Origin of the sequence: Oceanisphaera sp. W20_SRM_FM3, from assembly GCF_052119705.1 — a bacterium.
Classification (GTDB): domain Bacteria; phylum Pseudomonadota; class Gammaproteobacteria; order Enterobacterales; family Aeromonadaceae; genus Oceanimonas.
Genome location: NZ_JBGQOP010000043.1, coordinates 1 through 1,367, shown reverse-complemented (window position 1 = coordinate 1,367; position 1,367 = coordinate 1). Strand labels below are relative to the sequence as shown.

Annotated in this window: 1 rRNA gene; it reads right to left on the bottom strand. The window is 51.1% G+C overall.

Annotated elements, in window-relative coordinates:
* Positions 1–1,351: ribosomal RNA gene (locus ACEN2G_RS14190) — 23S ribosomal RNA — on the bottom strand; the annotation flags it as partial.
* Between the last annotated feature and the right edge of the window lie 16 nt (positions 1,352–1,367).

The following is a 1,367-nucleotide window of genomic DNA, read 5'->3' as shown; positions in this document are numbered from 1 at the left end:
GCCTCGCCTTAGGGGTCGACTCACCCTGCCCCGATTAACGTTGGACAGGAACCCTTGGTCTTTTGGCGTGGAGGTTTTTCACCCCCATTATCGTTACTCATGTCAGCATTCGCACTTCTGATATCTCCAGCATGCTTCACAACACACCTTCGCAGACTTACAGAACGCTCCCCTACCACGCGCTCAATTAAGAGCGCATCCGCGGCTTCGGTGCATAGTTTAGCCCCGTTACATCTTCCGCGCAGGCCGACTCGACCAGTGAGCTATTACGCTTTCTTTAAATGATGGCTGCTTCTAAGCCAACATCCTGGCTGTCTGAGCCTTCCCACTTCGTTTCCCACTTAACTATGACTTTGGGACCTTAGCCGGCGGTCTGGGTTGTTTCCCTCTTCACGATGGACGTTAGCACCCACCGTGTGTCTCCCGGATAGTACTTTGCGGTATTCGGAGTTTGCATAGGGTTGGTAAGTCGGGATGACCCCCTAGCCTAAACAGTGCTCTACCCCCGCAAGTATTCGTCCGAGGCTCTACCTAAATAGATTTCGGGGAGAACCAGCTATCTCCCGGTTTGATTGGCCTTTCACCCCCAACCACAAGTCATCCCCTAATTTTGCAACATTAGTGGGTTCGGTCCTCCAGTTGATGTTACTCAACCTTCAACCTGCTCATGGCTAGATCACCGGGTTTCGGGTCTAATCCTAGCAACTATTCGCCCAGTTAAGACTCGGTTTCCCTACGGCTCCCCTATACGGTTAACCTTGCTACTAAAATTAAGTCGCTGACCCATTATACAAAAGGTACGCAGTCACCCAACAAGTGGGCTTCCACTGCTTGTACGTACACGGTTTCAGGTTCTATTTCACTCCCCTCACAGGGGTTCTTTTCGCCTTTCCCTCACGGTACTGGTTCACTATCGGTCAGTCAGGAGTATTTAGCCTTGGAGGATGGTCCCCCCATATTCAAACAGGATATCACGTGTCCCGTCCTACTCGATTTCACACAAAAGGCAATTTAGTGTACGGGGCTATCACCCACTACGGCTGGTCTTTCCAGGACCATTCCACTATCGCCAAGTATGCTTAAGGGCTGGTCCCCGTTCGCTCGCCGCTACTAGGGGAATCTCGGTTGATTTCTTTTCCTCGGGGTACTTAGATGTTTCAGTTCTCCCGGTTCGCCTCGTTACACTATGTATTCATGTAACGATACTGCACTGAGTGCAGTGGGTTTCCCCATTCGGATATTACGGACTCAAGCGCTTCTTACCAGCTCATCCGTACTTAACGCAGGTTAGCACGTCCTTCATCGCCTCTGACTGCCAAGGCATCCACCGTGTACGCTTAGTCACTTAACCATACAACCCCAAGAAG